The sequence below is a fragment of the Agrococcus citreus genome, from assembly GCF_039527715.1.
GTDB classification, from domain to species: Bacteria; Actinomycetota; Actinomycetes; order Actinomycetales; family Microbacteriaceae; genus Agrococcus; species Agrococcus citreus.
In genome coordinates this window covers 848,723-868,233 of record NZ_BAAAKK010000001.1, presented here as the reverse complement: position 1 = coordinate 868,233, position 19,511 = coordinate 848,723, and the positions used below count along the sequence as shown (strand labels likewise).

Annotated in this window: 18 protein-coding genes and 1 pseudogene; 16 read left to right on the top strand and 3 right to left on the bottom strand. The window is 71.0% G+C overall.

Translation table 11 applies throughout. The annotated features are described in order from the left end of the window. The first annotated feature begins 81 nt into the window (after positions 1-81). The 11 genes from ftsZ (at position 82) to ABD106_RS04225 (ending at position 11,974) form a co-directional block, all read left to right on the top strand. Positions 82-1,251 (top strand): cell division protein FtsZ, encoded by a 1,170-nt coding sequence (gene ftsZ / locus ABD106_RS04275; protein WP_343917628.1) that lies wholly within the window; start codon positions 82-84, stop codon positions 1,249-1,251. Between the two features lie 4 nt (positions 1,252-1,255). Next, the gene (locus tag ABD106_RS04270; protein ID WP_343917626.1) at positions 1,256-1,924 is read left to right on the top strand and encodes a YggS family pyridoxal phosphate-dependent enzyme; all 669 of its coding nucleotides are present in this window, start codon (positions 1,256-1,258) and stop codon (positions 1,922-1,924) included. Between the two features lie 27 nt (positions 1,925-1,951). Next, complete coding sequence (locus ABD106_RS04265) at positions 1,952-2,425, top strand: cell division protein SepF (RefSeq protein WP_343917624.1); 474 nt, start codon at positions 1,952-1,954, stop codon at positions 2,423-2,425. Between the two features lie 44 nt (positions 2,426-2,469). Beyond that, on the top strand, positions 2,470-2,772 hold the full coding sequence (locus tag ABD106_RS04260; RefSeq protein WP_343917622.1) for a YggT family protein: 303 nt from the start codon (positions 2,470-2,472) through the stop codon (positions 2,770-2,772). A gap of 113 nt (positions 2,773-2,885) precedes the next feature. Next, positions 2,886-3,632 carry a DivIVA domain-containing protein gene (locus ABD106_RS04255; protein ID WP_343917620.1) on the top strand — a complete coding sequence of 249 codons (747 nt, stop codon included), beginning with the start codon at positions 2,886-2,888 and terminating at the stop codon, positions 3,630-3,632. 7 nt (positions 3,633-3,639) lie between these two features. Then, entirely contained in the window at positions 3,640-4,239 is a 600-nt protein-coding gene (gene lspA, locus ABD106_RS04250) for a signal peptidase II (RefSeq protein ID WP_343917618.1), read from the top strand. Then, entirely contained in the window at positions 4,239-5,159 is a 921-nt protein-coding gene (locus ABD106_RS04245) for an RluA family pseudouridine synthase (RefSeq protein WP_343917616.1), read from the top strand. The genes lspA and ABD106_RS04245 overlap by 1 nt, the downstream gene beginning before the upstream one ends. A gap of 46 nt (positions 5,160-5,205) precedes the next feature. Continuing rightward, positions 5,206-8,715: a DNA polymerase III subunit alpha gene (dnaE, locus tag ABD106_RS04240; RefSeq protein ID WP_343917614.1), complete on the top strand. Its 3,510-nt coding sequence runs from the start codon at positions 5,206-5,208 to the stop codon at positions 8,713-8,715. Between the two features lie 447 nt (positions 8,716-9,162). Then, positions 9,163-10,485, top strand: a complete 1,323-nt coding sequence (gene hisD, locus ABD106_RS04235) for a histidinol dehydrogenase (protein ID WP_425545708.1) — start codon at positions 9,163-9,165, stop codon at positions 10,483-10,485. Further along, on the top strand, positions 10,485-10,955 hold the full coding sequence (gene nrdR / locus ABD106_RS04230) for a transcriptional regulator NrdR (RefSeq protein WP_343917610.1): 471 nt from the start codon (positions 10,485-10,487) through the stop codon (positions 10,953-10,955). The genes hisD and nrdR overlap by 1 nt, the downstream gene beginning before the upstream one ends. Next, on the top strand, positions 10,952-11,974 hold the full coding sequence (locus ABD106_RS04225; RefSeq protein WP_343917608.1) for a quinone-dependent dihydroorotate dehydrogenase: 1,023 nt from the start codon (positions 10,952-10,954) through the stop codon (positions 11,972-11,974). The genes nrdR and ABD106_RS04225 overlap by 4 nt, the downstream gene beginning before the upstream one ends. Positions 11,975-12,116: 142 nt before the next feature. Here the strand turns inward: ABD106_RS04225 and ABD106_RS04220 are convergent, their stop codons facing one another. Continuing rightward, positions 12,117-12,677, bottom strand: coding sequence for a DUF3043 domain-containing protein (locus ABD106_RS04220; protein ID WP_343917606.1), 561 nt, complete (start codon positions 12,675-12,677; stop codon positions 12,117-12,119). 84 nt (positions 12,678-12,761) lie between these two features. Between ABD106_RS04220 and ABD106_RS04215 the strand changes: the two genes are divergently transcribed. The 5 genes from ABD106_RS04215 (at position 12,762) to ctaF (ending at position 17,807) form a co-directional block, all read left to right on the top strand. Beyond that, positions 12,762-14,171, top strand: coding sequence for a M20/M25/M40 family metallo-hydrolase (locus ABD106_RS04215; protein ID WP_343917604.1), 1,410 nt, complete (start codon positions 12,762-12,764; stop codon positions 14,169-14,171). Positions 14,172-14,222: 51 nt separating this feature from the next. Next, positions 14,223-14,609, top strand: a complete 387-nt coding sequence (locus ABD106_RS04210) for a HesB/IscA family protein (RefSeq protein ID WP_343917602.1) — start codon at positions 14,223-14,225, stop codon at positions 14,607-14,609. Between the two features lie 195 nt (positions 14,610-14,804). After that, positions 14,805-15,665, top strand: coding sequence for an aa3-type cytochrome oxidase subunit II (ctaC, locus tag ABD106_RS04205; RefSeq protein WP_486282787.1), 861 nt, complete (start codon positions 14,805-14,807; stop codon positions 15,663-15,665). Then, positions 15,665-17,386, top strand: coding sequence for an aa3-type cytochrome oxidase subunit I (gene ctaD, locus ABD106_RS04200; protein WP_343917598.1), 1,722 nt, complete (start codon positions 15,665-15,667; stop codon positions 17,384-17,386). The genes ctaC and ctaD overlap by 1 nt, the downstream gene beginning before the upstream one ends. Before the next feature lies 1 nt (position 17,387). After that, entirely contained in the window at positions 17,388-17,807 is a 420-nt protein-coding gene (gene ctaF, locus ABD106_RS04195; protein ID WP_343917596.1) for an aa3-type cytochrome oxidase subunit IV, read from the top strand. A 64-nt stretch (positions 17,808-17,871) separates the two neighbouring features. Here the strand turns inward: ctaF and ABD106_RS04190 are convergent, their stop codons facing one another. Together ABD106_RS04190 and ABD106_RS04185 are read right to left on the bottom strand one after the other, a co-directional pair. Next, a complete protein-coding gene (locus ABD106_RS04190) occupies positions 17,872-19,062 on the bottom strand; it encodes a mannosyltransferase family protein (RefSeq protein WP_343917594.1) in 1,191 nt (396 codons plus the stop codon). A gap of 99 nt (positions 19,063-19,161) precedes the next feature. Beyond that, positions 19,162-19,511: pseudogene (locus tag ABD106_RS04185) on the bottom strand (FAD-binding protein); the annotation flags it as partial.

Below are 19,511 nucleotides of genomic sequence, written 5' to 3'. Positions count from 1 at the left end.
AGCGTCGGACTCGTCAGCATGAAGTGAGGAATTCTCTAAACTTCAACTAGAGGTTGAGAGTTCGATCGAGGGGCCGGAACCGTGACTTCCAACAACAACTACCTCGCCGTCATCAAGGTGGTCGGCGTGGGCGGCGGCGGCGTGAACGCCGTGAACCGCATGATCGATCTCGGCCTGCGAGGGGTCGAGTTCATCGCCATCAACACCGATGCACAGGCGCTGCTGCTCAGCGACGCCGACGTCAAGCTCGACGTCGGCCGCGAGCTCACCAAGGGCCTCGGCGCAGGCGCCGACCCCGAGGTCGGTCGTCGGGCTGCCGAGGACCACGCGGAGGAGATCGAGGAGGCGCTCGCGGGCGCCGACATGGTCTTCGTGACCGCGGGCGAGGGCGGCGGCACCGGCACCGGTGGCGCTCCCGTCGTGGCGCGCATCGCCAAGAGCCTCGGTGCGCTCACCGTCGGCGTCGTGACGAAGCCGTTCTCGTTCGAGGGCAACCGTCGTCGGCAGCAGGCCGAGACGGGCGTCGAGGCGCTCAAGAACGAGGTCGACACGCTCATCGTCGTGCCGAACGACCGCCTGCTCGAGATCAGCGACATGGGCATCTCGATGGTCGAGGCCTTCGAGACGGCCGACCAGGTGCTGCTCGCGGGCGTCCAGGGCATCACCGACCTCATCACGACGCCGGGTCTCATCAACGTCGACTTCGCCGACGTCAAGAGCGTCATGCAGGGCGCGGGCAGCGCCCTCATGGGCATCGGCTCGTCCCGCGGCGCCGACCGCGCCATCAAGGCGGCGGAGCTCGCCGTCGCGAGCCCGCTGCTCGAGGCGAAGATCGACGGCGCGCACGGCGTGCTCCTGTCGATCCAGGCGGGCAGCAACCTCGGCATCCACGAGACGTACGACGCCGCGAAGCTCGTGCAGGAGGCCGTGCACCCGGAGGCGAACATCATCTTCGGCACGGTGATCGACGACACGCTCGGCGACGAGGTGCGCGTGACGGTCATCGCCGCCGGCTTCGACGGCCCCGGACCGGTGGCGAAGGAGGACGACTCCGTCATCCGCACCGCGGCCCGCACCGACATGGGGCTCCGCCCGTCGAGCGGCGGTGCCGAGCCCGAGGTCGACCGTCGCCCGGTGTCGACGCACGCCGTGCCGACGCCGCCGGTCGCCGACCACCTCACCGGTCCCGTGCAGCCGCTCACGCAGGTGGACGAGGAGGAGGACGAGTTCCTCCCCGACTTCCTGCGCTGACACCGTGACCGACGCCCCCGCCGCGCGTCTGGCCGCGTTCCTCGAGCAGCTCGAGGACGCGTGCCAGGCGCGCGGCGTCACGCTCATCGTGGTGTCGAAGTTCCACCCCGCAGAGCTCGTGCGCGAGCTCGCCGCGGCGGGGCAGCGCGACTTCGCCGAGAGTCGGCACCCCGAGTCGCGCGACAAGGCCGAGGCCGTCGCCGACCTCGACCTCACGTGGCACTTCGTCGGCCAGCTGCAGCGCAAGAAGGCGCGGCAGGTGGCGCGCTACGCCGACGTGCTGCACTCGATCGACTCGATCGAGCTCGTCGAGGCCCTCGAGGGTGGCGACGAGGAGCGGCCCGTGCGCGACGCGCTCGTGCAGGTCAACCTCACCGACGATCCCGGCCGAGGCGGCGTCGTCCCCGGCGACCTCGACGCTCTCGCCGAGCGCGTCGCCGCGTCGCCGGCGCTGCGACTTCGCGGCGTCATGGCGGTCGCGCCGCTCGGCGAGGAGCCGGGTGCCGCCTTCGAGCGACTCGCGCGTCACGCTGAGCGCGTCCGAGCCGTCGACCCCGCCGCCGACTGGATCTCCGCGGGCATGAGCGCCGACTGGCGCGAGGCCCTCGAGCACGGCGCGACACACCTGCGAATCGGCACGGCAATCACGGGCAACCGCCCGGCCGCCGGATAGCGTGAACCCAGCCACGAGGAGGATCCCATGAGCAACGCACTGAAGAAGGCTGCGATCTACTTCGGCTTCGCCGAGGAAGACGAGCTGACCCAGGAGGTCCGCCCTGTCGAGCGGACCGAAGAGCACGACCGGCACGACCGTGCCCCGCAGCCGCGGGAGCGGGTGGAGGAGCCGCGCCGCGCGCCCGTCACCAAGCTCCGCCCGGCGCAGAAGGTGAGCGACATGAGCGAGATCCTGACGGTGCACCCGCGCCAGTACAAGGACGCGAAGGCGATCGCGGAGGCGTTCCGTGACGGGACCCCCGTGATCATCAACCTCTCGCAGATGACCGACGGCGACGCGCGTCGACTGATCGACTTCTCCGCGGGGCTCACGCAGGGCCTCGAGGGCCGCATCGAGCGAGTGACGACCAAGGTCTACCTGCTGACGCCCGAGCACATCGCCGTCTCCGGCGGCCGCTCGGTCGACGAGGACACGGACGCGGCCGTCTTCGCCCACTGACGGGCGAGCAGCCCTCCCGTGCCGACCCCGCTCCCATCGACACCGTGACGATCGTCTCGGTCCTCGCGTGGATCCTCTACACCGCCGCGAACCTCGTGCTCTACGTCCTCTGGGCGCGGATCATCCTCGACCTCGTGCGGCAGCTGCGGCGCGACTGGAAGCCCTCGGGCTTCTGGCTCGTGCTGTCGGTGTGGCTGCTCCGCGTCACCGACCCACCGCTGCGCTTCGTGCGCCGCTTCGTCAAGCCCGTGCGGATCGGCGGGGCGATGCTCGATCTCGCGATGCTCGTGCTCATGCTCGCGCTCATCATCCTCATCGCGATCATCAGCCCCTTCCGCTTCGCCTGACCCGGCGCCACCTCGCCCTCGGGCTAGGATCGTCAGCACGCCGTCTGCGACGGGTACAGTGAATCTGCGCTGCAGGCCCGCTCGGGGCGGCAGCCGAGCAAGAAAGGCACGCCATGGCACTGACTCCTGACGACGTCGTCCACAAGCGCTTCGAGACGACGCGCTTCCGCGACGGCTACGACCAGGACGAGGTCGATGACTTCCTCGACGAGGTGGTCACGGAGCTCCGTCGACTCACCGAGGAGAACGACGCCCTCCGCGCCGAGAACGAGCAGCTCCGGTCGGGCGGCGAGGTCGCAGCGCCCGTGCTCGCCCAGACCTCCGAGGCTCCGGCACCCGAGGTCGACACCGCAGCCCTCGACGAGCTCCGGGCTGAGAACGAGCAGCTCAAGCAGCAGCTCGCCGATGCCGAGGCGCGCCAGGTCGACGCCGCGGCGGCCGCCGAGCAGCCGCAGCAGGCGCAGCAGCCCCGTGAGTCCCAGGCAGAGGCGGCACCCGCAGAGGCCGCCGCTCCCGCCGCGAGCGGCGAGGCGAACAGCCTCATCGCGCTCGCCACGCGCCTGCACGACGAGCACGTCGCCGCCGGTGAGGCGCGCCGCGACGAGCTCATCGCGGCTGCCGAGACCGCCGCGCAGCAGATCGAGGACCAGGCCGAGCAGCGCAAGTCGGTGCTCGAGCAGGAGTACGACGACAAGAAGGCCAAGCTCGAGCAGCAGAAGGTGAGCCTCGAGCAGAAGATCGACGAGCTCAAGAGCTTCGAGCGCGACTACCGCCTCAAGCTGCGCGGCTACATCGAGAGCCAGCTGCGCGACCTCGACCGCTCGTCCTCGCTCGCCTTCGGCGGCCAGGGCGGCGCCTGAGCGCTCGGTGGCTGAAGACACGAAGGCGGTCCCGAGGTCGTCCTGGCGGATGCTGGGGCTCGTCCTCGGGACCGCCCTCGTCGTCTGGGTCGGCGACCTGCTCTCGAAGGAGTGGGTGCTCGCCCAGATGACCGAGGGCGAGCAGCGGCCGGTGCTCGGCGAGCTGCTGCAGTGGCACTTCGTGCGCAACCCCGGCGCGGCGTTCTCCTTCGCGGCCGGCTCGACGTGGATCTTCACGATCCTCGCCGCCGCGGTCGTGGTCTTCATCGCGACGCAGCTGCGCAGCATCCGCTCGCGGCTGTGGGCGGTCGCCTTCGGTGGACTGCTGGGCGGCACGCTCGGCAACCTCACCGATCGGCTCACCCGCGAGCCCGGGTTCTTCGTCGGTCACGTGATCGACTTCATCCAGGTGTGGGGCTTCCCGGCGATCTTCAACGTCGCTGACATCTTCATCGTCTCGTCGATGATCGGCGTCGTGCTGCTCGTGCTGCTGAACATCGGGCTCGACGGTGTGCGCCGCACCGATGAGCCGCGCGGCGACGCGCCCGCGCGCGCCGAGGCCGACCGCGACGCGACGCAGCCGCTCGACCCAGAAGACCGCCCCTGATGGAGTCCCGCTTCCTGCAGGTCCCACCGGGACTCGACGGCTCTCGCGCCGACGCCGGGCTCGCGAAGCTCCTCGGCCTCTCGCGCACCGCGATCGTCACGATGATCGACGACGGCGGCGCGGTTCAGGACGGCGTCGTGCTCGGCAAGTCCGATCGGCTGCGCGCCGACGCCTGGCTCGACGTCTCGTGGCGGCCGCGCGAGGAGCCGCGCCTCGTCCCGACGCCCGTGCCCGATCTCGGCATCGTCCACGACGACGACGACATCGTCGTCGTCGACAAGCCCGCGGGCGTCGCCGCCCACCCGAGCGTCGGCTGGCAGGGGCCCACGGTGATCGGCGCCCTGGCCGCGGCCGGCTTCCAGATCGCGACCTCCGGCGCCGCGGAGCGGCAGGGCGTCGTGCACCGGCTCGACGCGGGCACGAGCGGGCTCATGGTGGTCGCGAAGAGCGAGCGCGCCTACGCGTCGCTCAAGGCCGCCTTCCACGACCGCGAGGTCGAGAAGATCTACCACGCGGCCGTCCAGGGGCACCCCGATCCGCTCGTCGGCACGATCGACGCGCCGATCGGCAGGCATCCGAGCAGCGAGTGGCGCTTCGCGGTCGTCTCGAGCGGCAAGCACGCGATCACGCACTACGAGACGCTTGAGGCCTACCGCGGCGGCAGCCTGCTCGAGATCGAGCTGGAGACGGGCCGCACCCACCAGATTCGGGTGCACATGGCCGCCAGGCGGCATCCGTGCCTCGGCGACACGATGTACGGCGCCGACCCCACGATCGCGTCGAGGCTCGGCCTCTCGCGGCAGTGGCTGCACGCCATGCGGCTCGGCTTCCGCCACCCGGCGACGGGGGAGCGCGTGACCTTCGAGTCGAGCTACCCCGCCGACCTCGCGGCAGCGCTCGAGCAGGTGCGCTCGGAGTAGGGGGACGGCCTGTCGCGTGGGCGTCCGGCCGTAGGATCGAGGGGCCATGGCAGACTCCTTCGCGCACCTCCACGTCCACACCGAGTACTCGATGCTCGACGGCGCAGCCCGCATCAGCGAGCTCATGCAGGCGGTCGAGGAGCAGAAGATGCCGGCCGTCGCGATGACCGACCACGGCAACGTGTTCGGCGCCTACGAGTTCTGGCGAGCGGCCAAGGCACAGGGCGTCAAGCCGATCATCGGCACCGAGGCGTACATCACGCCGGGCACGCACCGCTCCGACAAGACGCGGGTCAAGTGGGGCGGGGCGGATGCCTCGAACGGCGACGACGTCTCGGGCGGCGGCGCGTACACGCACATGACGCTGCTCGCCGAGAACAACGAGGGCCTCAAGAACCTCTTCCGGCTCTCGTCGTACGCCTCGATGGAGGGCTTCTACTTCAAGCCCCGCATGGACCGCGAGCTGCTCGAGCGCCACTCGGCGGGGCTCATCGCGACCACCGGCTGCCCCTCCGGCGAGGTGCAGACGCGGCTGCGGCTCGGCCAGTTCGACGCGGCGATGGACGCCGCGGCCTCGTACCGCGACCTGTTCGGGGCGCAGAACTACTTCCTCGAGATCATGGACCACGGCCTCGAGATCGAGAAGCGCGTGCGCGAGGACCTGCTCGAGATCGGCAGGCGGCTCGACCTGCCGCTGCTCGCGACGAACGACCTCCACTACACGCACGCCGAGGACGCGAAGAGCCACGAGGCGCTGCTGTGCGTGCAGTCGGGCTCGACGATGGACGACCCGAACCGCTTCAAGCTCGAGGGCGGCGGCTACTACGTCAAGTCGGCCGCCGAGATGCGGCACCTCTTCCGCGACCTGCCGGAGGCGTGCGACAACACGCTCCTCATCGCGGAGCGCTGCTCGGTCGAGTTCGACGAGCAGGCCAACTACATGCCCCGCTATCCCGTGCCGGAGGGCCACACCGAGGACACGTGGTTCCGCCACGAGGTCGCGGTCGGGCTCGAGCGCCGCTACCCGGGCGGCGTGCCCGAGAAGGTGCACCAGCAGGCGGCCTACGAGATGGACGTCATCTCGGGCATGGGATTCCCCGGCTACTTCCTCGTCGTCGCCGACTTCATCAACTGGGCGAAGGACAACCGCATCCGCGTCGGTCCCGGCCGCGGCTCGGGCGCCGGATCGATGGCCGCGTACGCGATGCGCATCACCGACCTCGACCCGCTCGAGCACGGCCTCATCTTCGAGCGCTTCCTGAACCCCGACCGCGTCTCGATGCCCGACTTCGACATCGACTTCGACGACCGGCGCCGCGGCGAGGTCATCCGCTACGTCACCGAGAAGTACGGCACCGAGCGCGTCGCCCAGATCGTCACGTACGGCACCATCAAGTCGAAGCAGGCGCTCAAGGACTCGTCGCGCGTGCTCGGCTTCCCGTTCGGCATGGGGGAGCGGCTCACGAAGGCGATGCCGCCCGCGGTGATGGGCAAGGACATCCCCCTCTCCGGCATCTTCGACGCCGACCACCCGCGCTACAAGGAGGCCGGCGACCTCCGCGCGCTCATCGAGACCGACGCCGAGGCGAAGACGGTCTTCGAGACCGCCCGCGGGCTCGAGAACCTCAAGCGACAGTGGGGCGTGCACGCGGCGGGCGTCATCATGTCGTCCGACCCGCTCATCGACATCATCCCGGTGATGAAGCGCGAGCAGGACGGCGCGATCATCACCCAGTTCGACTACCCGGCGTGCGAGGCGCTCGGGCTCATCAAGATGGACTTCCTGGGGCTGCGCAACCTCACGATCGTCTCGGATGCGCTCGACAACATCCGCGCGAACCGCGGCGAGGAGATCGACCTCGACACGTTGCCGCTCGACGACCCCGCGGCGTACGAGCTGCTGCAGCGCGGCGACACGCTCGGCGTCTTCCAGCTCGACGGCGGGCCGCTGCGCTCGCTGCTGCGGCTCATGAAGCCCGACAGCTTCGGCGACATCTCCGCCGTCATCGCGCTGTACCGGCCGGGCCCCATGGGCGCCGACTCGCACACGAACTACGCGCTGCGCAAGAACGGCCAGCAGCCGATCACGCCCATCCACCCCGAGCTCGAGGCGCCGCTCGCCGAGATCCTGGGCGAGAGCTACGGCCTCATCATCTACCAGGAGCAGGTGATGGCGGTCGCGCAGAAGGTCGCCGGCTACACGCTCGGCCAGGCCGACATCCTGCGCCGCGCGATGGGCAAGAAGAAGAAGTCGGAGCTCGACAAGCAGTTCGAGGCGTTCTCGGGCGGCATGCGCGAGCGCGGCTACTCCGCCGAGGCCGTCAAGGCGCTCTGGGACGTGCTGCTGCCGTTCTCGGACTACGCGTTCAACAAGGCGCACTCCGCCGCCTACGGCGTCATCTCCTACTGGACCGCCTTCCTCAAGGCGCGCTACCCCGCGGAGTACATGGCGGCGCTGCTGACGAGCGTCGGCGACTCCAAGGACAAGATGGCGATCTACCTGTCGGAGTGCCGGCGGATGGGCATCACGGTGCTGCCGCCGGACGTCAACGAGTCGACCCTCTACTTCACGGCCGTCGGCGACGACATCCGCTTCGGCCTCGGTGCCGTGCGCAACGTCGGCGAGGGCGTCGTCGAGGGCATCATCGCCGCGCGCAAGCGCGAGGGCGCGTACGTCTCGTTCCACGACTTCCTCAAGAAGGTGCCGCTCGGCGTCGCGAACAAGCGCACCGTCGAGTCGCTCATCAAGTCGGGCGCGTTCGACACCATGAGCGGCACCCGCCGCGCGATGCTCGAGATCCACGAGGATGCCGTCGACGCGGCCATCTCGATCAAGCGCAACGAGGCGAACGGCCAGGTCGACCTGTTCGGCGACATCTTCGACGACCTCGACACCGTCGCCGACCGCGTGCCCGACCGCCCGGAGTGGGGCAAGCAGGACAAGCTCGCCTTCGAGCGCGAGATGCTCGGCCTCTACGTCTCCGACCACCCGCTCGCCGGGCTCGAGCTCGAGCTCGCGAAGCACGCGACGCACCAGATCCAGGACCTCGCCGAGACCGCGGAGGACGGCGACACCGTCATCCTCGCGGGCCTCGTCACGAGCGTGCAGCACCGCGTGGCGCGCAACTCCGGCAATCCGTACGGCATCTTCGCGCTGCAGGACTTCGGCGGCGAGCTCGAGGTGATGGTGCTCGGCAAGAGCTACACCGAGTTCCGGCACACGCTGCAGGCCGACCAGGTGGTCGTCGTGCGCGGGCGGGTGCGCACGCGCGACGACGGCTTCACGATCCACGCGAACAGCATCGACACCCCCGACGTGCAGCCGGTCGACGAGACGCGGCCGCTCGAGCTGCGGATCCCCGAGCGGCGCGCGTCGATGACGGCGATGCGCGAGCTGCGCGGACTGCTCGAGCGCCACGCGGGCCCGACCGACGTGCGGCTCTCGCTCGAGCGCCCTGAGGTCGAGCGCGTGTTCGCGCTGCCGCAGCAGGTGCGCGTCTCGAGCGACCTCTTCGGCGAGCTGAAGAGCCTGCTGGGCCCCGCTTCGATCGCCTAGCGGGCAGGTTCGCGCCGCCCCGCGCCGTGAGTGGCGCCTCCGGCGTGTGAGTGGCGCCTCCGGGATGTGAGTGGTCAGTTCCGCGGGTGAGTGGTCGCTCGGGCGCGTGAGTGGTCAGCTCCGCGCGTGAGTGGTCACTCGGGCGCGTGAGTCGTGCGCGGGCGAAGCCAGTTGCGACGGCGGTGGATGCGTTGCGCATCCGGGAAGTGAGTCCCGGGCGCGGTGGATGCGTCCCTGCCTGACTGCCAGATCCACGTCAGTCATGGAGGCGGCGACGTACCTGCGGGCCGTGACCACTCACGCGCGGGGTTGACCGCTCAGGCGCGGGATTGACCGCTCAGGCGCGGGAGTGACCGCTCACGCGCGGGAGTGACCACTCAAGTGCGGGAGTGACCACTCAGGCGCGGGAGTGACCACTCGCGGCCGGAGGGGCGCCGCGCGAATACGATGGAACCCGTGCTCCGACGAATCGACCTGACGACCCTTCCGGACGATCGCGAGCTCCGCGCCCTGCTGCCGAGGCCCGCGATCGACGTCGAGGCGGCGCTGCCGGCGGTCGCCGAGCTGATCCGCGACGTGCGCGAGCGCGGGACCGAGGCGCTGCTCGAGCAGGCGGAGCGGTTCGACCGCGTGCGCCCCGACGCCCTGCGCGTACCGGCCGACGCGATCGCCGATGCCCTCGCGACCCTCGCGCCCGTCGTGCGCAAGGCGCTCGAGACCGCGATCGCCCGCGTGCGCGTCGGCTCCGCCGCGCAGGTCCCGCCGCCCACGAGCGTCGAGCTCGCGCCGGGCGCGGTCGTCGAGCTGCGCTGGCAGCCCGTCGATCGCGTCGGCCTCTACGTGCCCGGCGGCAAGGCCGTCTACCCCTCGAGCGTCGTCATGAACGTCGTCGCCGCGCAGGCTGCCGGCGTCGCGTCGATCGCCGTCGCGAGCCCCGCCCAGGCCGAGCACGCGGGGCTGCCGCACCCGACCATCCTCGCCGCGTGCGCGCTGCTGGGCGTCGACGAGGTCTACGCGATGGGCGGCGCCGGCGCGATCGGCGCCCTCGCCCACGGCGTGCCGGGCATCGGCCTCGACGCGGTCGACGTCGTGACCGGCCCCGGCAACGTCTTCGTCGCCGCCGCGAAGCGCGTCGTCTCTGGCGTGGTGCGCGTCGACGCGGAAGCCGGACCGACCGAGATCCTCGTGATCGCCGACGCGAGCGCCGACCCCGAGCTCGTCGCCGCCGACCTCGTCAGCCAGGCCGAGCACGACGAGCTGGCGAGCGCGGTGCTCGTCACCGACGACGCGGAGCTCGCCGACCGCGTCGACGCGGCCGTCGCACGCCGCGCGGCCGCGACGGCGGCCGCCGACCGCGTGCGCGCATCGCTCACGGGGGAGCAGTCGGCCATAGTGCTGGTCGCCGACCTCGAGGCGGCCGCCCGGGTGAGCGACGCGTACGCGCCGGAGCACCTCGAGCTGCTGACGGCCGACGACGACGCGCTGCTCACGCGCATCCGCCACGCCGGCGCCATCTTCGTCGGCGCGCACGCGCCCGTGAGCCTCGGCGACTACGCGGCGGGCTCCAACCACGTGCTGCCCACCGGCGGCCAGGCGCGGCGCGTCGCGGGGCTCGGCGCCGCGACGTTCCTGCGGCCGCAGCAGGTCGTGCGCTACGACCGCGACGCCCTCGCCGAGGTGCGAGCCGCCGTCACCGCGCTCGCCGCGGCCGAGGGCCTGCCCGCCCACGGCGAGGCGATCGAGGCCCGCTTCGAGGGGGATGCGCGCTGATGCACTGCCCCTTCTGCCGCAACCCCGACTCGCGCGTCGTCGACTCGCGCACGACCGACGACGGCACCTCCATCCGCCGCCGTCGCCAGTGCACCGAGTGCGGCCGGCGCTTCACGACCACCGAGACGGCGAGCCTCTCGGTCGTGAAGCGCTCCGGCGTGCTCGAGCCGTTCCGCCGCGAGAAGGTCATCGAGGGCGTGCGGAAGGCGGTGCGCGGCCGCCCCGTCACCGACGCCGACCTCGCCGGGGTCGCGCAATCGGTCGAGGAGACCATCCGCGCGACGGGCGCGAGCCAGATCGACGCGAACGAGATCGGGCTCGCGGTGCTGCCGCCGCTGCGCCGGCTCGACGAGGTCGCCTACCTGCGCTTCGCGAGCGTCTACAACGCGTTCGACTCGCTCGACGACTTCGAGGACGCCATCCGCGCGCTCCGCGAGGATCAGCGGCCCGACGAGGAGCCCGCGCCGTGACCGCCTACGAGCAGGTCTTCCGGCACGGGTTCTCGCGCATGGACCCGGAGGCCGCGCACCACCTGGGTGCCGCCGCCATCCGCGCGATCGGGGTCGCGCGCCCGGGCGTGCGCGCCGACGCGGCGCTGCGCACGCGCGCGCTCGGCCGCGAGTTCCCGACGCCGTTCGGCGTCGCCGCGGGCTTCGACAAGGACGCGACGATGATCGCGGGCCTCGGCGCGCTCGGCTTCGGCCACGTCGAGGTCGGCACGCTCACCGCGCACGCGCAGCCGGGCAACCCGCAGCCGCGGCTGTTCCGGCTCGTCGACGACCGCGCGCTCGTCAACCGCATGGGCTTCAACAACGGGGGAGCGGCCGCGGCCGCCGACCGCATCGCGGCGGCGCGCGAGGCGCGCTCGCGGCCCGTGATCGGCGTGAACATCGGCAAGAGCCGCGTGGTCGACGCCGACGACGCCCCTGCCGTCGAGCGCGACTACCTGACGTCGACGCGACTGCTCGCGCCCGTCGCCGACTACCTCGCCGTCAACGTGTCGTCGCCGAACACGCCGGGGCTCCGCGGCCTGCAGGACGAGCGGCTGCTCGAGCCGCTGCTCGCCGCCATCCGCGGCGAGGCGGGCGACGTGCCCGTGCTCGTGAAGATCGCGCCCGACCTCGACGACGCGCAGGTCGAGGGCATCGCAGCGCTCGCCGCTCGGCTCGCGCTCGCCGGCGTCATCGCGACGAACACGACCATCAGCCGCGAGGGCCTCCGGACCGACGCGGATGCGGTGGCGCGCGCCGGCCAGGGCGGCCTCTCGGGACCGCCGGTGGCCGCGCGGTCGCTCGCCGTGCTGCGGCTGCTGCGCGCGGCGCTGCCCGCCGAGGTCGACGTCGTCTCGGTCGGCGGCGTCGAGACCGCCAACGACGTGCGCGAGCGGCTCGCCGCCGGTGCCGCGCTCGTGCAGGGCTACACGGGCTTCATCTACCGCGGCCCGGGCTGGGCGCGCGAGCTGAACCGCGGCCTCGCCGCGCAGCGCTAGCCAGCGCCGCGCATCCGCCCCACCCCGCCTCGCGCAGCAGGGTGGTCACGACACGCCGGGCGGCACGCGCCGCGCACGGCGCGTCGTGACCACCCGCGCGAGCGCGAGCGGCGTGAGGTGACCACCCGGCGTCAGGTCCGGGTCAGGCGGGGTACTTGAAGAGCTTCGTCTGCGGCTTCGGCATGCGCATGAATGGCAGCTGCACCGACCGCATGGTCGCGTACCAGCCATGGCCCTTGGCATCCTTCTCGCCGAACTTGCTGCGGATCGCGCGGCGCAGCTGCCACGCCATGATGACGGAGTCGAGCACGACCATGACGACGAAGCCCCACAGCACGAGGTTCGCGATGAGACGCCACTGGTCGTCGTTGATGAACGTGAGCACGAGCACCACGATCATCATGGGCATCGCGAGGGTGCCGAGCGAGAGGCGAGCGTCGACGAAGTCGCGCACGTAGCGGCGCACCGGCCCCTTGTCGCGCGCCGGCAGGTACTTCTCGTCGCCCTGCTCGAAGCCGCGACGAGCCTTCTCGCGCTCGGCGCGCATCTTGTCCTGCGACTGCTTGCGCGCCTCCTTGCGGTCGGCGGGCACGAGCGGACGGCGGTTGCGCGCGACCTGCTCCGACTGCTTCGGCGTGCGGCGCACCTCCGGCTGGGGAGCGGCAGCGGCCTTGTCGTCGGCAGAACGGCGGAACAGCGCCACAGGGAGGTCCTTCTCGAGATGGCCAGCGGGATGGTGCCATCGTACCGCCGCCCACGTGCCTGCCCCGCGCCTAGGATCGAGCGCATGACTGCTGCCTCTCCTGACCTCTCCGCGCTCTCCGACCGCGATCGCGCCGTGCTCGCCGCCGTCGACGCGGGCTTCGACCGCGCTGTCGACGACCTGGGGGCACTCGTGCGCATCCCGAGCGTCGCGTGGGATGCGTACGACCCCGGACACGTGCAGGCGAGCGCTGAGGCGGTCGCTGCGCTCGCCGAGGGCACCGGCGTCTTCGAGCGCGTCTCGATCGAGCGCGCCCCGATCGGCGACTCCGAGGCGCTCGGCCAGCCGGCCGTGCTCGCGACGCGCGCCGCGCGGAACGGCAAGCCGTCGGTGCTGCTCTACGCGCACCACGACGTGCAGCCGTGGGGCGACGAGTCGCTCTGGCGCACCCCGCCGTTCGAGCCCACCGAGGTCGACGGCCGGCTGCACGGCCGCGGCGCCTCCGACGACAAGGCGGGCGTGATCACCCACATCGCGGCGGTGCGGGCGCTCGCCGAGGTGCTCGACCCCGAGGTCGGCATCGCGCTGTTCATCGAGGGCGAGGAGGAGCACGGCTCCCGCTCGTTCTCGCGCTTCCTTGAGCTGCACGCCGACGTGCTGAGCGCCGACCTCATCGTCGTCGCCGACAGCGACAACTGGTCGACGGAGGTGCCGTCGCTCACGGTCGCGCTGCGCGGCAACGTCGCGCTCAACGTGCGCCTCACGACGCTCGGCCACGCGAGCCACTCGGGCATGGTCGGCGGCGCCGTCCCCGACGCGATGATGGCGTTCGCGAAGCTCGCCGCGAGCTTCTGGGACTCGCAGGGCTCGGTCGCGATCGAAGGGCTCACCGAGGCCGACCTCGACGTGCCCGAGCAGTCCGAGGAGCAGCTGCGCGAGGAGGCGGCCGTCCTCGACGGCGTCGAGCTCGTCGGCACCGGTCCGCTGCTGCGGCGCCTGTGGGCGAAGCCGGCGGCGACCATCACGGGCGTCGACGCGCCGAGCGTGCCCGACGCATCCAACACGATCCTGCCGACGGTGCGGTTCCGGCTCTCGACCCGCATCGCTCCGGGCCAGTCGGCGACCGACGCGTTCGCCGCGATCGAGCGGCACATCCGCGCCCACACGCCCTTCGGCGCGCACGTCGAGTTCGACAGCGTCGACCTCGGCGACCCGTTCCTCGTCGACGCGACCGGCTGGGGCGCGACCGAGGCGAAGCAGGCCATGGCGGATGCGTGGGGCGCGGCACCCGTGGAGGCCGGCATCGGCGGCTCCATCCCGTTCATCGCCGACCTCGTGCGGCAGTTCCCCGGCGCGCAGATCCTCGTGACGGGCGTCGAGGACCCGGCGACGATGGCGCACAGCCCGAACGAGTCGCAGCACCTCGGCGTGCTGCGGCGCGCGATCGGCGCGGAGGCGCTGCTGCTCGCGCGTGCCGGCGACCGCACGGAATAGGATGGCCCTGCCCGGCGTTGTCCAGGCAGAGTCTGACGAGAGGAGCCGCACATGACGGATCAGCAGGTGTCCGAGGTGGCCGCGCCCGAAGCGGCGACGCCCGATGCTGCGACGCATGGCGTCACCCTGACCGCGACCGCAGCCGACAAGGTGCGCCGACTGCTCGACCAGGAGGGCCGCGACGACCTGCGGCTGCGCGTCGCCGTGCAGCCCGGCGGATGCTCGGGCCTCATCTACCAGCTGTACTTCGACGAGCGGATGCTCGACGGCGATGTCGTGCGCGACTTCGACGGCGTCGAGGTGGTCGTCGACCGCATGAGCGTGCCCTACCTCGACGGCTCGACCGTCGACTTCGAGGACACGATCCAGAAGCAGGGCTTCACGATGGACAACCCCAACGCGGGCGGCTCGTGCGCCTGCGGGGACTCCTTCCACTAGGCCAGCGGCCCACGCCGACGAAACGCCGTCGATCCCTCCGGATCGGCGGCGTTTCGGCGTTCCATCCCCGGTTGTGAGGCGCGTGGCAGGGTCCTGGGCGCGGTCTGTGGGTACTAGGATCGATGGAGACGCTGACCGACCCGGAGGAAGACATTGCGCAATCGTCGAACCCGTTGGATCGCTGCCCCGCTCGCGGTGGTGGTCGCTCTTGCGCTGGCCGGATGCACCCAGGCGCAGATGCAGGGGTGGATGCCGTCGACCCCGGGTCTGACGAACCACGTCGACCGCATCATGGGCCTGTGGACGACCTCCTGGATCGTGCTGCTCGTCGTCGGCCTCATCACGTGGGGCCTCATGATCTGGGCCGCGGTCGCGTACCGCCGCCGCAGGGGCCAGACCGGCCTGCCGGTGCAGCTCCGCTACCACATGCCGATCGAGATCTTCTTCACGATCGTGCCCGTCATCCTCGTCGCCGGCTTCTTCGCCTTCACGGCGCGTGACCAGGCGATCATCGAGGAGCCGATCGACGACCCGGACTACTCCATCACCGTCTGGGGCAAGCGCTGGGCGTGGGACTTCGTCTACGACCGCGAGGGCCAGGACCCGGTGCACTACCAGAGCATCCAGGTGCAGGAGGTGCCGGGCACGAACGACCTCGACGCGAGCACGCTGCCGACGCTCTACCTGCCGACGAACTCCACGATCGAGATCACGCTCGAGTCGCGCGACGTCGCGCACTCCTTCTGGATCGTCGAGTTCCTCTACAAGAAGGACATGCTTCCCGGCGTCACGAACCACATGTACTTCGAGACGGGCGACCAGGAGGGCATCCTGACCGGCAAGTGCGCCGAGCTGTGCGGCGAGTACCACTCGGCGATGCTCTTCAACGTCGAGCTCGTCAGCCCGGAGGAGTACGACGCCTACCTCGAGGGGCTCGAGCAGCAGGGCTTCGTCGGCCCGCTCGACGAGTCGATCAACCCCGCCACGGGCGATGACAGCATCGATCCCGACCGCGACGAGGACGTGGACACGACCAACGAGAACGAGGGCAACTGATGACCGCCACGGCGACGCCCCCCACCACGGTCAGCCCGACCGCGGAGCGCAAGGGCAACATCCTGGTGAAGTGGATCACCTCCACTGACCACAAGACCATCGGGTACATGTACCTGATCGGTTCGTTCGTCTTCTTCCTGATCGGCGGCGTCATGGCGCTGCTGATCCGAGCGCAGCTGTTCGCGCCGGGCCTCGAGGTCGTGCCGACGGAGGAGCAGTACAACCAGCTCTTCACGATGCACGGCACGATCATGCTGCTGATGTTCGCGACGCCGCTGTTCTCGGGCTTCGCCAACGTGCTCATGCCGCTGCACATCGGCGCACCCGACGTCGCGTTCCCGCGCCTCAACGCGCTCGCGCTGTGGATGTACATCTTCGGCTCGCTCATCGCGGTCGCCGGCTTCCTGACGCCGCAGGGCGCGGCCTCGTTCGGCTGGTTCGCCTACACGCCGCTGAGCACCTCGGCGTTCTCGCCGGGCATCGGTGGGCACCTCTGGGTGCTGGGCCTCGCCCTCACCGGCTTCGGCACGATCATGGGTGGCGTCAACTTCATCACGACGATCATCACGATGCGCGCCCCCGGCATGACGATGTTCCGCATGTCGATCTTCACGTGGAACACGCTCGTCACCTCGCTGCTGGTGATCATCGTCTTCCCCGTGCTCGCCGCCGCGCTCTTCGGCCTCGCGCTCGACCGCATCTTCGGCGGCCACATCTACGACCCCGCGAACGGCGGAGCCGTGCTGTGGCAGCACCTCTTCTGGTTCTTCGGCCACCCTGAGGTGTACATCATCGCGCTGCCGTTCTTCGGCATCATCTCCGAGGTCATCCCGGTCTTCTCGCGCAAGCCGATCTTCGGCTACAACACGCTCGTCGGAGCGACGATCGCGATCGCGGCCCTGTCGGTCACCGTGTGGGCGCACCACATGTACGTCACCGGCACGGTGCTGCTGCCGTGGTTCGCGCTCATGACGATGCTCATCGCTGTGCCCACGGGCGTGAAGATCTTCAACTGGATCGGCACGATGTGGCGGGGCTCGATCACGTGGGAGTCGCCCATGCTGTGGGCGCTCGGCTTCCTCGTGACGTTCACGTTCGGCGGCCTCACGGGCGTCATCCTCGCCTCGCCGCCGCTCGACTTCCACATCTCCGACACCTACTTCGTGGTCGCGCACTTCCACTACGTCGTCTTCGGCACGGTCGTGTTCGCGATGTTCTCGGGCTTCTACTTCTGGTGGCCCAAGTGGACCGGCAAGATGCTCAACGACCGCCTCGGTCACGTGCACTTCTGGATGCTCTTCATCGGCTTCCACATGACGTTCCTCATCCAGCACTGGCTGGGCGTGATCGGCATGCCGCGCCGCTACTACACGTACCTCGAGGAGGACGGCTTCACCTGGATGAACCAGGTGTCGACGGTCGGCGCGATGATCCTCGGACTGTCGATGATCCCGTTCCTCTGGAACGTCTGGATCACCGCGCGGACCGCGCCGAAGGTCACGGTCGACGACCCGTGGGGCACAGGCCGCTCGCTCGAGTGGGCGACCAGCTGCCCGCCGCCGCGACACAACTTCTCGTCGATCCCGCGCATCCGCTCGGAGTCGCCGGCCTTCGACCTGCACCACCCGAACGCCGGTCCGCAGTACGGCGTGGGCATCGGCGACATGAAGGATGCACCGCAGCGGCCCGTGGTCGACCTGGCAGACGGAGAGGTGCGCTGACATGCGCTCGAACATCATCATCCTGGTCATCCTCGCCGTCTTCTTCTACGTGTGCGCGGCGGCCTACACGCTGTGGCACATGGGCTCGTACGACGGCCGCGTGGAGTGGGCGGGCACGCTCGGGCTCGCGCTCACCGGCGTCATGTCGACGTTCATCGCGTTCTACCTGGTGCTCACGCGCCGGGGCCAGGGCGGCGAGCACCCGTCCGACCTGCTCGAGGCCGAGATCGACGACGCCGACCCCGACGAGGGACACTTCTCCCCGTGGAGCTGGTGGCCGATCTCGCTCGCCGGTGCGCTCGCGCTCCTGTTCCTGTCGATCGCCGGGCCGACGTTCATCGTCCCCATCGCGGGAGCCCTGCTGGTCATCGTCATGATCGGCTGGGTCTACGAGCACTACCGCGGCAACTTCAGCCGCTGACCCGCACGACGCAGCGCCCCGCCGACCGATCGGTGGGGCGCTTCGTCGTCCCCGCGCCGGGCGCTCAATCCGCCCAGTTGCCGAGCGCGAGCTGCACGGTGTGGAGCAGCAGCAGCGCCGATCCGGTCCACAGCAGGATCCAGAACCACCGTCGATGCCGGCCTCGCGTGAGATCGGCGAGCAGGATGAAGAGCGGGAAGAGCGTCAGCGTGTTGCGGGCGAGCGACAGGTAGCTCGTGCTCGTCATGAGCGAGGCCGCGGTGGTGCCGACGAGCGTCGCCGGTGCCCACGCCCGTCGGCGCACGAGCACGACCACCGCGGCCACGAGGGCGGCGGCCGCGACCACCTCGAAGGCGGCCTGCAGCTGCCAGTCGAGCTCCGGCTCCCGGAGCACGTGGATGCCCTGGTTGAGGAGCGTCTCCCACGGCCAGCGGGTGCGACGGTTCCACGCCTCGCTCTGCGCGTGGAACCACGCGAGCGGGTCGCCCGTGGCGAGCCAGAGCCATGTCCAGTAGGTGAGGGTGCCGAGCGCCGATGCCGCGACTGCCGCGAGCTGCACGATCCGGACCGGCTCGCCGTCGCGGCGGCGGCGCACGAGGTAGAGCACGACGAGCGCGACGACGAGGAACATGCCGCTCGCCCGGGTCGCCGTCGCCACGATGCCGAGCACGCCCGTGAGCCAGTGTTGCCGACGCAGGCAGGCGTACCAGGCCCACACGGCGGCGGCGAGGTAGAGCGACTCGGAGTACGAGGCGACCAGGAACACCGCGTAGGGGCTGCAGACGAACAGGGCCGTCGCCCGCCGGGCGGCGCTCGCGCCGAGCTCGAGCTGCGCGACGCGGTAGACGCCGACGGTGGCGACGGCAGAGGCGACCGCCGACACGAGCCACAGCGCGAACGCGATGCTCGCGGCGCCCATGGCGCCGAGCGAGACGACCCACGCGACGGCGTGCGCGAGCATCGGGTAGAGCGGGAAGAACGCGATCCGCTCGATGCCCGAGCCGCCGTCGCACGGCTGACCGAGGTAGCCGTAGGTCGCGATGCACGCGAAGTAGCCGCTGTCCCACCGGTAGAGCACGCCGAAGAAGCCGTCAGGCGCGTAGGCGGGCCCGCCCACGATCGCCACCACGATGACGGCGACCGCCTGGACGACGAGCCGCTGCAGCAGCCAGACCGCGAGGCAGTAGCGCAGGCCCGACCGGACGATCCACGAGATCGCCGATCGCCGCACGGCGGCGAGAGCGGGAACCGACAACGCGAGCCCCCCGAGGGCCATGAGAGGTGGACGCCGGCCCCGGGCGCGGCCGCTTGCGACGGAGCATATCCACCCGCAGCCTCGACGGGAACGGTGCCGTCAGACGACGCGGCCCGCTCGCAGGCCGGTGTGCAGGCATCCGCCCAGGAACGTGCCCTCGAGCGCCCGGTAGCCGTGCACGCCGCCGCCGCCGAAGCCCGCGGCCTCGCCGACCGCGAAGAGCCCGGGGATCGGCGCCCCGTCGGCCCCGAGCGCCCGCGAGTCGAGATCGGTCTGGATGCCGCCGAGCGTCTTGCGCGTCAGCGTGCGCAGGCGCACGGCGATGAGCGGCCAGTGCCGCTCGTCGAGGATCCTGTGCGGCGCCGCGGTGCGCACGAGCCGGTCGCCGACGTACTCGCGCGCGCGCCGGATCTCGACGGCTTGCGGGTCGGTCGAGTCGGGGTCGGCGA

Coding starts and splice junctions, on each gene's coding strand:
- ABD106_RS04265 (WP_343917624.1), top strand. CDS start 1,952: ATGAGCAACGCACTGAAGAAGGCTGCGATCTACTTCGGCTTCGCCGAG.
- ABD106_RS04255 (WP_343917620.1), top strand. CDS start 2,886: ATGGCACTGACTCCTGACGACGTCGTCCACAAGCGCTTCGAGACGACG.
- ABD106_RS04245 (WP_343917616.1), top strand. CDS start 4,239: ATGGAGTCCCGCTTCCTGCAGGTCCCACCGGGACTCGACGGCTCTCGC.
- dnaE (WP_343917614.1), top strand. CDS start 5,206: ATGGCAGACTCCTTCGCGCACCTCCACGTCCACACCGAGTACTCGATG.
- hisD (WP_425545708.1), top strand. CDS start 9,163: ATGGAACCCGTGCTCCGACGAATCGACCTGACGACCCTTCCGGACGAT.
- nrdR (WP_343917610.1), top strand. CDS start 10,485: ATGCACTGCCCCTTCTGCCGCAACCCCGACTCGCGCGTCGTCGACTCG.
- ABD106_RS04215 (WP_343917604.1), top strand. CDS start 12,762: ATGACTGCTGCCTCTCCTGACCTCTCCGCGCTCTCCGACCGCGATCGC.
- ABD106_RS04210 (WP_343917602.1), top strand. CDS start 14,223: ATGACGGATCAGCAGGTGTCCGAGGTGGCCGCGCCCGAAGCGGCGACG.
- ctaD (WP_343917598.1), top strand. CDS start 15,665: ATGACCGCCACGGCGACGCCCCCCACCACGGTCAGCCCGACCGCGGAG.
- ctaF (WP_343917596.1), top strand. CDS start 17,388: ATGCGCTCGAACATCATCATCCTGGTCATCCTCGCCGTCTTCTTCTAC.